This window comes from Metabacillus mesotrionivorans, assembly GCF_052171315.1.
In the GTDB taxonomy this organism is placed as follows: domain Bacteria; phylum Bacillota; class Bacilli; order Bacillales; family Bacillaceae; genus Bacillus_P.
On record NZ_JBQMFF010000001.1, the window covers coordinates 496176 to 509594 of the forward strand.

The 13419-nt window shown below is 44.0% G+C and carries 16 protein-coding genes; 7 read left to right on the plus strand and 9 right to left on the minus strand.

Going from position 1 to position 13419, the window contains the following annotated elements:
- Positions 1–113 precede the first annotated feature (113 nt).
- From ACTSEZ_RS02455 to ACTSEZ_RS02485, 7 genes are all read right to left on the minus strand, one after another.
- Positions 114–842, minus strand: a complete 729-nt coding sequence (locus tag ACTSEZ_RS02455; RefSeq protein ID WP_369733068.1) for an amino acid ABC transporter ATP-binding protein — start codon at positions 840–842, stop codon at positions 114–116.
- A gap of 29 nt (positions 843–871) precedes the next feature.
- A complete protein-coding gene (locus ACTSEZ_RS02460; RefSeq protein WP_369732599.1) occupies positions 872–1537 on the minus strand; it encodes an amino acid ABC transporter permease in 666 nt (221 codons plus the stop codon).
- A 32-nt stretch (positions 1538–1569) separates the two neighbouring features.
- A complete protein-coding gene (locus ACTSEZ_RS02465) occupies positions 1570–2349 on the minus strand; it encodes a transporter substrate-binding domain-containing protein (protein ID WP_369732601.1) in 780 nt (259 codons plus the stop codon).
- Positions 2350–2519: 170 nt separating this feature from the next.
- The gene (locus ACTSEZ_RS02470) at positions 2520–3023 is read right to left on the minus strand and encodes a hypothetical protein (protein ID WP_369732603.1); all 504 of its coding nucleotides are present in this window, start codon (positions 3021–3023) and stop codon (positions 2520–2522) included.
- A 140-nt stretch (positions 3024–3163) separates the two neighbouring features.
- A complete protein-coding gene (locus tag ACTSEZ_RS02475) occupies positions 3164–3397 on the minus strand; it encodes a hypothetical protein (RefSeq protein WP_369732605.1) in 234 nt (77 codons plus the stop codon).
- A gap of 79 nt (positions 3398–3476) precedes the next feature.
- Positions 3477–3899 (minus strand): pyridoxamine 5'-phosphate oxidase family protein, encoded by a 423-nt coding sequence (locus ACTSEZ_RS02480; RefSeq protein ID WP_369732607.1) that lies wholly within the window; start codon positions 3897–3899, stop codon positions 3477–3479.
- 109 nt (positions 3900–4008) lie between these two features.
- On the minus strand, positions 4009–4434 hold the full coding sequence (locus ACTSEZ_RS02485; protein ID WP_369732608.1) for a PH domain-containing protein: 426 nt from the start codon (positions 4432–4434) through the stop codon (positions 4009–4011).
- Positions 4435–4636: 202 nt separating this feature from the next.
- On the opposite strand from ACTSEZ_RS02485, the gene nagA reads away from it, so the two are divergent.
- From nagA to nagE, 5 genes are read left to right on the plus strand one after another with little or no spacing between them, the layout of a single operon-like run.
- Complete coding sequence (gene nagA / locus ACTSEZ_RS02490; protein ID WP_369732610.1) at positions 4637–5821, plus strand: N-acetylglucosamine-6-phosphate deacetylase; 1185 nt, start codon at positions 4637–4639, stop codon at positions 5819–5821.
- Complete coding sequence (nagB, locus tag ACTSEZ_RS02495) at positions 5818–6573, plus strand: glucosamine-6-phosphate deaminase (RefSeq protein ID WP_369732611.1); 756 nt, start codon at positions 5818–5820, stop codon at positions 6571–6573. The genes nagA and nagB overlap by 4 nt, the downstream gene beginning before the upstream one ends.
- Positions 6570–7298 (plus strand): GntR family transcriptional regulator, encoded by a 729-nt coding sequence (locus ACTSEZ_RS02500; RefSeq protein ID WP_369732613.1) that lies wholly within the window; start codon positions 6570–6572, stop codon positions 7296–7298. The genes nagB and ACTSEZ_RS02500 overlap by 4 nt, the downstream gene beginning before the upstream one ends.
- Positions 7295–8203, plus strand: a complete 909-nt coding sequence (murQ, locus tag ACTSEZ_RS02505) for an N-acetylmuramic acid 6-phosphate etherase (protein ID WP_369732614.1) — start codon at positions 7295–7297, stop codon at positions 8201–8203. The genes ACTSEZ_RS02500 and murQ overlap by 4 nt, the downstream gene beginning before the upstream one ends.
- Before the next feature lie 12 nt (positions 8204–8215).
- A complete protein-coding gene (nagE, locus tag ACTSEZ_RS02510; protein WP_369732615.1) occupies positions 8216–9589 on the plus strand; it encodes an N-acetylglucosamine-specific PTS transporter subunit IIBC in 1374 nt (457 codons plus the stop codon).
- A gap of 27 nt (positions 9590–9616) precedes the next feature.
- On the opposite strand, the gene ACTSEZ_RS02515 is transcribed toward nagE, so the two are convergent.
- Complete coding sequence (locus ACTSEZ_RS02515; protein WP_369732616.1) at positions 9617–10432, minus strand: alpha/beta fold hydrolase; 816 nt, start codon at positions 10430–10432, stop codon at positions 9617–9619.
- A gap of 345 nt (positions 10433–10777) precedes the next feature.
- Between ACTSEZ_RS02515 and ACTSEZ_RS02520 the strand changes: the two genes are divergently transcribed.
- Positions 10778–10975 carry a cold-shock protein gene (locus ACTSEZ_RS02520; RefSeq protein ID WP_029281940.1) on the plus strand — a complete coding sequence of 66 codons (198 nt, stop codon included), beginning with the start codon at positions 10778–10780 and terminating at the stop codon, positions 10973–10975.
- A 571-nt stretch (positions 10976–11546) separates the two neighbouring features.
- On the opposite strand, the gene ACTSEZ_RS02525 is transcribed toward ACTSEZ_RS02520, so the two are convergent.
- The gene (locus tag ACTSEZ_RS02525; protein ID WP_369732617.1) at positions 11547–13082 is read right to left on the minus strand and encodes an FAD-dependent oxidoreductase; all 1536 of its coding nucleotides are present in this window, start codon (positions 13080–13082) and stop codon (positions 11547–11549) included.
- A gap of 133 nt (positions 13083–13215) precedes the next feature.
- On the opposite strand from ACTSEZ_RS02525, the gene ACTSEZ_RS02530 reads away from it, so the two are divergent.
- Positions 13216–13350, plus strand: a complete 135-nt coding sequence (locus ACTSEZ_RS02530) for an RAxF-45 family protein (RefSeq protein ID WP_369732618.1) — start codon at positions 13216–13218, stop codon at positions 13348–13350.
- Positions 13351–13419: the final 69 nt, after the last annotated feature.

Sequence of the window (13419 nt, forward strand, 5' to 3'; positions counted from 1 at the left end):
ACCTCTTGAATTCGTTTTCATCATATCTAATATTGGCCGTTTTGGCAAGAAAAATTATAGTGGAAGAAGGATCCATGAAAAAAACCGCAGAATCCATGTTCTGCGGCTTTTACTCAGCTGAGCTGAGTGGTCTTTAGAAACTCTTTTGTCCGTTCTTCTTTTGGATTAGAAAAGAATTCTTCCGGGTGTCCGATCTCAACAACTCTTCCTTCGTTCATATACACAATCCAGTCAGCAACCTCTCTTGCAAACTGCATCTCATGCGTGACGACAACCATTGTCATTCCTTCTTCAGCAAGTTCTTTCATGGTGGCGAGAACTTCTCCGACAAGTTCCGGATCAAGAGCGGATGTAGGTTCGTCAAACAGCATGATTTCAGGCTTCATCGCAAGTGCCCGGGCAATGGCAACCCGCTGCTTTTGCCCGCCTGACAATTTGTTCGGGTAGACATCTGCTTTGTCGGAAAGCCCTACTTTTTCAAGGAGAGCCCGTGCTTCAGCTTCAGCCTGGTTCTTTTTCATTTTCTTTACCATCAGCGGTGCTTCCATAATGTTTTCAATCACTGTTTTATGAGGGAACAGCTGGAAATGCTGAAACACCATGCCGACTTTTTGCCGGACTTCGTTGATATCATGAGTTGCCTGTGTGACTTCTTCACCGTTTATGATGATTTTTCCGTTATCTTTTTTCTCAAGAAAGTTGAGGCACCTGAGAAGGGTGCTTTTTCCGGATCCGCTTGATCCGATCAAACATACAACATCGCTCTCATTGACTTTCATATCAATATCTTTTAAGACATGCAGGTCGCCGAATGATTTATTCAGCTTTTCTACTTTGATCATTTCTTTTGATTCCAAAAAGATTCCCTCCTTTAGCGGTCACTGATGGACATTTTCTTTTCAAGTCCATTTACAACGAGTGTCAGGATTGCAACTAGTATTAAGTAGTAAACGGCAACAATGAGCAGGAATGTCATCTCATCAAAGTTGTTTGAACCGAGAGTGGTCGCCACGTTAAATAATTCATTGATGGAAATAAAGGCTGCCAGAGAAGAATCCTTTAAGCCGATAATCATCTGGTTTCCAAGCGGAGGCAGGGCGCGTCTGAACGCCTGCGGCATGATGATCCGCCTCATTGTCAGACCTCTGGTCATTCCGAGAGAACGGCCTGCTTCCATTTGACCTTTGTCTATGGACTGGATGGTGCCTCTGAAAATTTCGGCAATATAAGCACCATTGTGGAAGGCGAGAGCAAGTGATGCAGCCCAGAAGTCAGGGATGAGAAACAATCCGCTGAAACCGAAGTACAGGATGAAAATCTGAACAATCAATGGTGTACCTCGTACAAGGTAGATATAAGCATCTGAAATCCAGCCGAGCACCTTCAGTTTGGATATTTTCAGCAATGCGAAAAAGAGGCCGATGATAATTCCAATTAAGATAGACACAACCGTCAGTTGAAGAGTGACGAGCATTGCATCAAAAAATACACCTCTGCTGGCTATGAGTGAATCAAAAAAATGTGAAAAGCTGGGCAATATAAACAGCATCCTTTCTGTACAGGCAGTGATTATTCCGGTTTTACTGTAATGTCTTCTCCAAAATACTCAATGCTGATTTTTTTAAGTGTTCCGTCTTTGCGCAGATTTTCGAGCGCTTCATTAACACGTTTCAAGAGTTCGGGGTTGTCCTGCGGAATGACAACAGCCTGTTCACTTCGTTCAATCAGCTGCTGTCCGGTAATTTCAAAACCGCCTTTGGCTGCACTTTTTCCTGTTACAAAATCCGTGATCACCGCGTCGTGGCGGCCTGTACTCAGCGCTTTAAGGGCAGTGATATCGCTGTCGTACATCTTTATGTTGTTTGTATATTTCTCTGCGGTTGCAGCATATGTAGAGCCTTTGGCTACAGCGACTTCTTTTCCTTTGAGATCTTCAACTGTTTTGATGCTGCTGTCTGTGCGCGTGAAAATTTGAGGTCCTGAATAGTAGTAGGGTGTGGAAAAGGACACGTGCTTTGCCCGCTGGTCATTGATGGTGTGGCTTGCCACCGCCGCGTCGGCCCGGCCGGTTTTAACACCTTCAACAATCCCTTTGAATTTAATCCGTTTTTGAACAGGCTTCAGTCCAAGCTCCTTGGCAATCGCTTCTCCGACGGCGACATCAAACCCGGTCATTGTCATATCATCCTTCACATAGCTGAAGGGTTTGAATTCACCTGATGCAGCAAAGACGAATTCATCCTTGTCAATCAATTCTGTTCCGTCTGACAACTTTTCTTTCTCGGCACAGGCTGATAAAAAAACACCTGTTAATAGAACAAGGATCATAAGATATACTTGTTTTTTCATAAGATGCTCCAAGTCTCCTTTCTGAATGGTATGAATGATTATGGTAAACAGGAAAAAATGCGCTAGTTGTACATACCCTTATCTTACTTACTGTAATCGTATTTTTTAGAATTTTTTAGAAAAGGAAAATGTAAACTTGCGTAAAAAAAGAAGCAGCTGTATAGCTGCTTCTACTGCATAGCATTCCATTCAATTTCTCCTGCCTGCTCTTCATAATCAATGTTTACTTTAAAGTCGTGCTTTTCGTAAAAGTGCACAAGACGGTCGACATGATCCCAGTCTCTCTTGGCGATATCTCCGGTAATAGTCGGGATGTTCTGGTCTTTTGCGATTTCTTTTAAATAATTCATGCAAATTGATCCGTAGCCTTTGTTGGCAGGTCCTTTAATGTCGCCAATATGAATGGCATGATCGTCTGAAAAGGTGGCATGAATGGAAAAATCCCATTTCCCCCTATAGGCTGTTTCGCAATCATTCAGCATCACTTTGCATGAATCACCGTCATTTTGTGCATAAACAACGACCCATTTGTCTTCTTTCGTCTGATCAATTCCGACAACTTTCCACCTCTTGGCTATTTCCTTGAGATTATCCTGCATTCTAAAGAGCTGAAACTGCAGTTCTTCCGCATCCACAGGTGCCTGATTTTCGCCGGTAAGTACAGATTGATACATACTGATCTCCTTCCTATATAGTAGTCCGTACGTAAAACACAATTATCTATTTTACTGGACTGCGGCAAAAGCATCAACCGTTTTGCTCGAATTGGAAGGAGTTGCTTACTAAAAAACGGCGCCAGTACAGGCGCCGGATGCTACTCTTCTTGACTGTCATAAATACAATGTTCAAAGCTGTCATTGTGGATATGGTTCAGTTCCTTAACCCCGTAAATTAAAAACTGGTGGTCGTCGCCATACAAGTCAAGCTTGTTTGCTTTTTTATAATGCTCTAATGCTGTGCGAGCTTTATGTTCCTCTGTAAAGACACCAACTACGTTTGATGCCTCTCCGCAGTCGGAGCAGCCTATATCAACTACCACATAGTACATGAAATCACCCTTTATGCGTTCTTTCGTCCCTTATTTTCTCACGACAGCCGGATGAAAACAAGGAATTGGCATAAGCGGATCAGACATCCAGTGTCTGAGGTGTTTTCTGTCCGCTGTTCATCAGGCGGATTTTGTTCGGTTTAATGGCAAGAACAATATAGTCCGGGTCATCAGGACCCTTGAACCAATTTTTCATATGCTCATTCCAGATCCGGTCTTTCAGTTCCTGGTCGCTGCTGATTTCCGCTGTTCCCTCGAACTCTACATAGGAGTCCCCGTATCCTTCGCCTTCATAGCCCAGCAGGATATGTACGTTCGGATTTTTATCAATTTCCTCTGCTTTGTGCGTGTGAACATTAGTCGGGGTGTAGAGCATGAGTTCATCATTGGAAAAGGTCATATAACGGGAGTGGGGTTTATTGTCCACTACGGTAGACAGTGTCCCTACTTTATGTTTTTCAAGTACCTGAAGGACCTCTTGATTCAGTGTCTGCTTGTCCATGGTAACATCTCCTTTATACGTAATAATGTATGTATTCCTTCATTTTCTTATCTTGAAACATGTAAGTGGAGTGTTGGCGGACACGCAAATGCCTCCCGCTGAGAGGCATTCATGGGGTGGAAACAGACGGATTAACTGCAGACAGTTCCCTGAAGAAAAGCTTTTCATCTTTTGGCAGCGAAACAAGCGCAAATTTTGAATAGACGGGGCGGCTGGATGAAAAAGAACCTGTGTACACGATTTTAAGGCGCTTGAATGTCCAAGCCGGTGAAGATAGTGGATTCATTGAATAGTGCACTTCTTTAATGTCTCTGATAAAAATTTCTTTTCTGATAAGTCCGAATACAATTTTCAGTTTCTGATCGGCGATGACAAAATACGAGTTAAGAAGAGCATGTGCAAGAAAGGCTGCAATTAAAAAAGGGAAAACAAGAGGTGCCGCAGGTTCACCCTGATACAGAAGAAAAAACGGGAAAACAATCAAAAAAACGACGATACATACAAGGATTGGGTTTCGCTTTACTTTAAACGTCATGACAGACCTCCTTACATAAATTTTAGCATATTTTCCCTTTTTATTGACGGATAAATTTCGTTTGTTCTTATTGGAAGCACGTTCCTGTTACGGGGAAGCAGGAATACGGGAATGATTTAAAATAGCTGATATAGACTGGTATAGACAACTAGTTGAATAGATGTTATAGTATGTGTGAAAACGGATGCAAGGAGCTGTAATGATGGCAAAAATATGCTTATTGAATGCGGAAATTTATACTGGCGAATCCATCATTGAGAGTGGGTACGTTTTAATAGAAGATGAAAAAATAAAACAAGTCGGGAAGATGGAGGGTTATCAGGAGCAGAGCGGATTTGAGCGCGTAATTGATTTAAACCACGCTGCAAGAATCGTTCCGGGCTTTATTGATCTCCATATCCACGGAGCACACGGTGCGGATGTAATGGATGCTTCTCTAGAAGCGCTGCAAATAATGACTTCAAAGCTTCCATTTGAAGGAACAACAAGTTTTCTGGCAACTACAATGACTTCAAGTAAAGAACAAATTTCTGAAGCTCTTGTCAATGCGGCCGCATACTTAAAAGAAAAAAATCAAACCGGTGCAGAGATTCTTGGCATTCATCTTGAAGGTCCATTTTTAAATCCGAAACGTGCAGGGGCTCAGGCACCCGGAAATATTATTGAACCCTCAATTGCCCTTTTTGACAGGTGGCATGAAGAGTCAGGCGGAAGCATTAAACTTGTGACACTTGCACCGGAGCGCGAAGGCGGGTATGAGCTTGCCGGCCATTTAAAGAGTTTGTCCATTGTCCCGTCTATAGGCCACAGTGATGCTGTATATCAGGAAGTGGAGACGGCGATTGCAAGCGGAGTCCATCATGCGACACATCTTTTTAATGGGATGAGAGGGATTCATCACCGCGACGCAGGCACTGCAGGCGCTGTTCTGATGAAGGATGAAGTGATGACGGAAATGATTGTCGACGGCATTCATATTGCACCTGAAATGGTCAAGTTTGCTTATAGGATGAAAGGCAGTGAAAGGTCCATTCTTATAACTGATGCTATGCGTGCCAAAGGGCTCGGTCCAGGCACTTACGATCTTGGCGGACAGGAAGTAACAGTTGACGGGGAGCGGGCGACACTCGCTGATGGGACACTTGCAGGAAGTATTCTTACATTTAGAGATGCAATCGTCAACGCGATGTCATTCACGGGATGCTCCCTCCAGGATGCTGTCACGATGTCATCTGTTAATCCTGCTAAACAAATTGGGGTCTACGACAGAAAAGGCAGCCTTGAGAAGGGAAAAGATGCAGACATTGCCGTGCTCGATGACCAATTGAATGTGATGATGACGATCTGCAGAGGAACGATATCTTTTACAGGGAGTGCTGACAAATGAAGCTGATTGAAGCGAAGGATTACAAGGAAATGAGCATGCTTGCTTCAAGAATGATTTCAGAGCAGGTCCGGTCCAAAAAAGACTCAGTGCTAGGACTTGCAACGGGCGGAACGGTTTTAGGCACCTATCAGCAGCTGATCCTTGACCATCAGGAGAACGGAACGGACTACTCTGAAGTAAAAACCTTTAATCTGGATGAATATGCCGGTCTCCACAAAGATGATGAAAACAGCTATCATACGTACATGAAAAAGCACTTTTTTGACAGCGTCAATGTCTCTGCTGCAAATACCCACCTTCCTGACGGAGAAGCATCCGATTTAGAGAATGAGTGCAGGGATTACGACAGGCGGATCAGCGAAAGCGGGGGCATTGACCTGCAGCTTTTGGGGATCGGTCAAAACGGGCACATCGGGTTTAACGAACCAGGCAGTTCATTTGAATCAAACACCCACCTTGTAAAACTGGAAGAATCAACCCGTCAGGCAAATGCAAGGTATTTCAACACGATTGAGGATGTACCGAAACATGCGGTGACGATGGGAATCGCTTCAATCATGAGAAGCAAAAAAATTCTTCTTCTTGCATCAGGTGTTCAAAAAGCAGCCATATTAAATGATCTTTTTCATGCAGATGTATCTGAAGAAATTCCGGCGACTGTCCTCAGAAACCATCCGAATGCCGTAATTATTGCAGACAGGGATGCACTTTCGAAGCTTCAGCCGGAAGAAAGGAAGATGTTTGCCAGATGATTCAAAAGAACTCACCCCTGCCAATCTACTATCAGCTCGAAGAGGCCATCAAAGAAGCAATACAAAATCAAGAGCTGACACCAGGCCAGATGATTCCATCTGAAAGAGAATATGCGGAAAAGTACGGAATCAGCAGAATGACTGTCAGGCAAGCTCTTTCAAACCTTGTAAATGACGGCTTCCTTTACAGACAGAGAGGGAAGGGAACGTTTGTCGCCCACCAGAAAATTGAACAGCCGCTTCAAGGCCTGACCAGTTTTTCTGAGGATATGAGGTCACGCGGCCTTGAACCAAGTACGCGGGTCATCAGCTTTAAGGAAGTGCCTGCAAGTCATGATCTTGCTTCTAAGCTCGAGGTGGAAGCGGGAACGTCCCTTTTTGAATTAAAACGGATCCGGCTTGCAGACCAGCTGCCGATGGCCTATGAAATGCTGTACATTTCAAAAGAAACGGCACCCGATTTGACCGAAGAAATCGCTCAATCTTCTATCTATGAATACGTGGAAAATAAACTGGGCCTGAAGATTCACCATGGACGACAGGTTCTTGAGGCCTCTATTGCCAGAAGAACAGAAGCGGAAATGCTCCAGGTTGAAGAAGGTGCCCCGGTCCTGATGATTGAGCGGAGAAGCACGCTTGAATCAAATAAACCGCTAGAAGTTGTAAAGTCTGTTTACCGGGCGGACCGTTATAAATTCACGATTGATATGGAGCGATTGTCATGAAAAAGCGGGCAACAGAACAAAAAAACATCCGGACGTCTGCTATTGATGAAATGAATTCCTATGAGATGGCAAAACTTATGCACCAGGAGGACGCGGCGATATCTGCTGCTGTGGAGAAAGCACTTCCGCAAATTGCTGAAGCGGCTGATGAAATTGTCGCACGATGGAAGACGGGCGGAAGAGTGTTTGTGATTGGAGCAGGCACCAGCGGAAGAGTAGGCATGCTTGATGCAGTGGAGCTCGGACCGACTTTTTCTGTAGAGGAAGACAGATGGACGGCACTTGTATCCGGCGGAAATGAAGCGATGTGGATGCCGCTTGAGGAGACTGAAGACGATGAAAGCGCCATCAGGGAGAATTTGAAATCCCATTCACTCGCTGAGCAGGATTGTGTCATCGGCATAACAGCCAGCGGTTCAACTCCGTTTGCAGTAAGCGGCCTTGAATATGCGAATCAGAAGGGTGCCTGTACAATATCGATCAGCAACAATGAACACTCAGTCATTTCCGAACTGGCTGATGTTGCCATCGAACTTATAACTGGCCCTGAAGTCATACGGGGGTCCACAAGATTAAAAGCGGGAACTTCTCAAAAAATGGCTTTAAACATGATCTCAACAAGTGTCATGATACAGCTTGGGAAAGTATATGGAAACGAAATGGTCGACATGAAACTGATCAACCGCAAACTGAAAAAGCGGGCAGAAATGATTTTGGCGGAAACGACAGGCATTGATGAGGAATCAGCAGGACTAACTATGGAAAAAACACAGTACAATCTTAAAGAAGCCATTTTCATGACGGTTACACATGCTTCCGAAGAAGAAGCAGGCCTCTATATTCAGGAGGCGCAAGGGAGATTGAAACAAGCGATTCATCGCTTTTTCGATAATAAAAACAAGTAAGGGGGAATTATCATGTTGGGGTTTTTACAGAAAATAGGGAAATCACTGCAACTTCCGATTGCCGTACTTCCGGCAGCCGGGCTTATGCTGCGCCTTGGACAGGATGACCTGCTCGGCATTCCGTTATTGGCGCAGACAGGCGATTTCATTTTTGCAAATCTGGCTCTTATCTTTGCCATTGGGGTTGCAATCGGCTTATCGAAGGATGGGCATGGTTCGGCCGCACTTGCAGGTACAATTGGGTACCTGGTATTAACGAAGGGGATTGAAGTCATCAATCCGGATATTAAGCTGTCCGTTCTTGGGGGGATTATAGCAGGTATCATAGCGGGTCTCTTATATAATCGTTTTTCAGAGATAAAACTGCCTGAATGGCTTGCATTCTTTGGAGGGCGCAGGTTTGTTCCTATTATTACGGCTGCCGTGATGCTCATTCTTTCTCTTGCATTCGGCTATCTTTGGGGACCTGTGCAGGAAGGGATCAACAATGTGGGTGTCTGGCTGACTGAGGCAGGTGCCGCAGGTGTAGCCATCTATGGATTCTTAAACCGAATTTTAATTCCAGTAGGACTTCATCAGTTTATTAATAGTTTGGTATGGTTTGTATTCGGTGAATATAACGGAGCGACTGGTGATCTTAACCGGTTCTTCGCCGGTGATCCAAGTGCAGGATTTTTCATGTCAGGTATGTTCCCGATTATGATGTTCGGCCTTCCTGCAGCTGCAGCTGCTATGATTATGGCTGCTAAGAAGGAGCGCCGGAAAGCTGTATCAGGTTTGCTGATCGGTGTTGCTTTTACATCATTTTTAACTGGTATTACAGAACCAATTGAATTTATGTTCATGTTCTTATCTCCATTGCTGTATGTGATTCATGCTGTTTTAACAGGTGCGTCTATGGCAATAGCGCAAATGCTTGATATTCACCTTGGATTCACATTCTCTGCAGGAGCGATCGACTATGTACTGAACTTTAATGCTCCGGCTGCGAAAAATGCATGGCTGCTCCTTGTCATGGGAGCTGTGTATGCAGCAATCTATTTCTTCCTGTTCTACTTCCTGATCAAAAAGTTTGATCTGAAAACGCCTGGCCGCGAGGATGAGACAGATGAGGAAGCAATTGACGAGACGGCTGCAGGCGGAGACAAATATGCTGCGATGGCTGCTAAATATATGGCAGGTCTTGGCGGCAGCGACAATCTGACAGAGATTGATAACTGTGTCACGCGCCTTCGTCTTAAAGTGAAGGACGCAGGAGCAATCGATGAAAAAGCACTTAAACAAGCTGGTGCAAGAGGCGTTATCAAGCTGACGAAAACAGATGTACAGGTGATCGTCGGAACAGACGTTGAGTTTGTATCCAATGAGCTGAAAAAACTGAAATAAAGAAGAATGCCTGAATCATCTCCTGATTCAGGCATTTTTTGTGCGGACAGAAAAGCGGTCTGTTTCAATCTTTTTTATAAATGAGACAGCATGATGATTAAACCTGTCAGGCTGATCAATATTGCAGACGTGACCGGAATCAGCTATATACACGGCCTGTACGTCCTTGTTTTCCGCGGCAATCTCTTTTACCGGCTTTAAAAATAAATGGTCTTGTTCTCCCATTAAAAACAAGACAGGAATCTTGTAAAAGTCTTTTTGAAGCTCTATCAAGTACGGATTTACAAAACGAGTAAGTGAAAACCATTGAATAAACTCTTTTTGGCACATCTTCTTTGCCTGGCTGATGAACATCGTGCGGGATTCTTTATGAGTTGCATAAGGCATTATGATCCAGGCAAACAAAGAATAAAGCCACATATAGGGGAGAATCCTTTTGCCGAGGTTGCCAATAACAAGCAGCATTCTCGTAAATACGTTCAATTTTGTGATGGCCCCGCCCAGAACCATGGAAGAAAGAAGCCTCGGCCTGATCTTCGCAATGGTTTGAATAACAATCGTGCCAAGTGAAATCCCGACAAAATGAGAAGAAGCTATTTTCAGCCGATCATGAACATGGATGACTTCTTCAGCAATTTCTGAAAAATCATCGCCGTCTTTCCAAAGCCCCTTTGCGGATCTTCCATGTCCGCGAAGATCAATGAGCAGGATGTTGAAATGCTTTTTAAATTCCCTTATTTGCTTGTACCAAATTGCCGAGCTTCCGCCTGCACCATGAATAAAGGTAACCCACGGCTTTTTCTCGTGAAGTTTCATGGTTCTGTAATATAAAATGTGTAACACCTGCCATCTGTTAAGATTATAGGTTCATAGGAACTTATATCTTAATATGATTGAAGAGCAAAAAGTATATAAATAGGCCAATTGTAAGAAAAGTGTCACAATTGAGAGGCGGTCTCAAGGCACAGAAGAACTGACACGTGCGCTGCTGAGAATACGCACACAGTCAGATAGATTCATACTTTAAAAAGATACTAGAAACGGTTGCGGGTCCTTTCGGCTTTTGTTATAATGAAAGTACTTATTTTTGTTCGTAATATGATTAAAAAGGCACTCGTCTTGAAGAATATTATTTAGAGCAGGGATAGTAATACAATTGTGCGCTCGGCGCACGAGGAGGATACACACATGTTACAAGGTAAAGTTAAATGGTTTAACGCAGAAAAAGGTTTCGGTTTCATCGAAGCAGAAGGTCAAGAAGACGTATTCGTACATTTCTCTGCTATTCAAGGCGAAGGTTTTAAATCTTTAGAAGAAGGCCAAGAAGTTACTTTCGAAATCGTTGAAGGCGCTCGTGGACCACAAGCTGCTAACGTTCAAAAGTAATGACTGAAAAAGACTCCTGTAAAGGAGTCTTTTTTTGTGTATTTGGGGGAGTGGAGCACATTTAAATCACGGCAAGCGGCGGAATCGTACCCTCTGAAACCGTAAGACGATGTGGGAGGGTAAGCAAGTGCTTGAATCGTACCCTCCAAAACCGTAAAACGATGTGGGAGGGTAAGCAAACGGTGAAATCCTACCCTCCGAAACCGTAAAACGATCTGGGAGGGTAAGCAAGCGAGTGAATCGTACCCTCCAAAACCGTAAAACGATGTGGGAGGGTAAGCAAGTGCTTGAATCGTACCCTCCAAAACCGTAAAACGATGTGGGAGGGTAAGCAAGTGCTTGAATCGTACCCTCCAAAACAGTAAAACGATGTGGGAGGGTAAGCAAACGGTGAAATCCTACCCTCCGAAACCGTAAAACGATCTGGGAGGGTAAGCAAGCGAGTGAATCGTACCCTCCAAAACCGTAAAACGATGTGGGAGGGTAAGCAAAAGCCTGAATCGTACCCTGCAAAACCGTAAAACAATCGGAGAGGATAAGCAAACGCCCCCGAGTCTCACCCCTCCAAAACTTACTCTTCCTTTATCACCTTCAGCGGCTTATCAGCCGGCCCTTCTATTACATCACCCTTATAAGAAAACCTTGATCCATGACACGGGCAGTCCCAAGAGCGGTCTCCGCTGTTCCATTCCACTTCGCAGCCAAGGTGGGTGCAGGTCATATCCACAAGGTGAAGCACACCTTGTTCGTCTTTATACCCTCCGGCTTTTTTCCCGTTTACCATCACCGCACAGCCTTCATCAGCATGAAGATCCTTGGGTGTCTTTGATGGACGCTTGATTTTACCTGCTATTAGGTGCTTTGCCACATCTGCATTTGCTTTCAGAAATTCTTTTACACCAGGGTCAGAGTGAAAGCGGCTCGGTGTGAAAAGATCAAGATAGCGTGATTCTTTCATTACAATTAAATCCCTGAGCATATGTGCAGCAAACGTGCCGTTTGTCATGCCCCATTTATGAAAGCCTGTAGCTGCATAGATATTGGGGTTGCTTGATGTAAGGGGGCCGATGTAAGGGATTTTATCCAATGTAAATAAGTCCTGTGCAGACCACCTGTGTGTAATTTCCTCCAGGCCAAAAATCTCTTCTCCAAAACCTTCGAGCTTTTCATACAGCTTGTGGGTATCTTTCTCCTGGCCAGCTTTATGGCCCTCGCCTCCGATTAAGACGACATCCTGACCGCTGGAGGATGCTGATCTGAGCGAACGTTTAGGCTCATCGACACTTAAATACATGCCGCCGGGATACGGTTTTGAAGTTTTTGCACTAATGACATAGGAACGATCGGCATACATTCTGGCAAAATAGAAGCCGTTTCCGTCATAAAAAGGAAAATGAGTCGCCGCAATGACATGTTCACAAGTAATCTCAAATCCTTCATTTGAAAGCAGTACAGGCTCTTCTTTTGTTCCTTTCACGTCAATTACTGCTGTGTTTTCATAAATCTGTACACCTGCCTGCATCATTTCTTCAAGCAGGGCCTGCAAATAATTCAGCGGATGAAACTGAGCCTGATTTTTAACACGCAGTGCTCCTTTAATCTCGATATCCAACGGGATCTGATCAATGTATTCATAAGGAATCCCAATGGCATCATAAGCATCTTTTTCTTTTAGAAGTTTGTCCAGAGATTCATCAGAAACAGCATAGAGAATGGCATCCTGATTGCTGAAATCACATGGGATGTTTTTTTCTTCAACGGTTTTTCTTATAAAATCAAGTCCTGCCTGGTTCGCTTCATAATAGTGTTTGGCGCCATCTGTTCCGACATGCTGGGTCAGTTCGTGATAAATAAGATCATGCTGAATGGTAACTTTAGCAGTCGTGTGGCCGGTCGTGCCATTGAGCAGACAATCAGAGTCAATCAGTGCGACCTTAAGTCCTTTTTTCGCAAGAAGGTAGGCTGAAGTTATGCCGGTAATCCCCCCGCCGACTACAGCTGCATCAACCGTTATGTGCTTTGAAAGTTTAGGGAAATCGGGAAGACTTGAGGTGTCTCTCCAGTAAGGTTCCGGAAACCGGGGCAGTTTTGAGTTTATATTTTCCATATGTAATCCTCCTCCTGAGTCACCCTTAGGGTAACCTTATGGCAAAAATACATGTATTTGGAAGAATGCATTGATAATTCTGAAAGCGGCGGGTTATAATAGAAGTACTTTAAAGAACGGAGGTGGATGAGAGATGAACAGTTTGAATGTGCTGCACGGTAAAGAGTTATCATACCTTTATTTATGTCGTGCAATTTTTCATGCAATTGCTTTTAACGGGATACGTATGCCCTTTTTCAGCAACTGCATAGACACATTCAAACGTTAAGAAGATTCTCTTATCCACAAGTGATGCGGAGGGCTTATTAGCCCTCCGTATTTTTTGTTTTGGCGAATT